Annotated in this window: 1 pseudogene; it reads right to left on the minus strand. The window is 67.9% G+C overall.

What is annotated here, in order from left to right:
* Nucleotides 1–218: pseudogene (locus RB628_RS42425) on the minus strand (hypothetical protein); the annotation flags it as partial.

Below are 218 nucleotides of genomic sequence, written 5' to 3' on the forward strand. Positions count from 1 at the left end.
CTGGTGATCCGGTCCAGGTCGTAGAAGGCCGGCACATGGCCGGACCGGGTGAGGGCGTGCAGACGATCCTGGTGGACGGCGACCGCGTTGTTCGTAACGACGAGGCTCGATCGGATATGCATCGCCGAGCGCAGGAGCGGGTCCTCGACGGGTCGGCGGACCGCGAGGGTTTCCAGCGCGTCGATGGGGCGGCCCCAGGCTTTCTCGATCATCGCGTC

Origin of the sequence: Streptomyces sp. ADMS (assembly GCF_033441795.1) — a bacterium.
Lineage (GTDB): Bacteria > Actinomycetota > Actinomycetes > Streptomycetales > Streptomycetaceae > Streptomyces.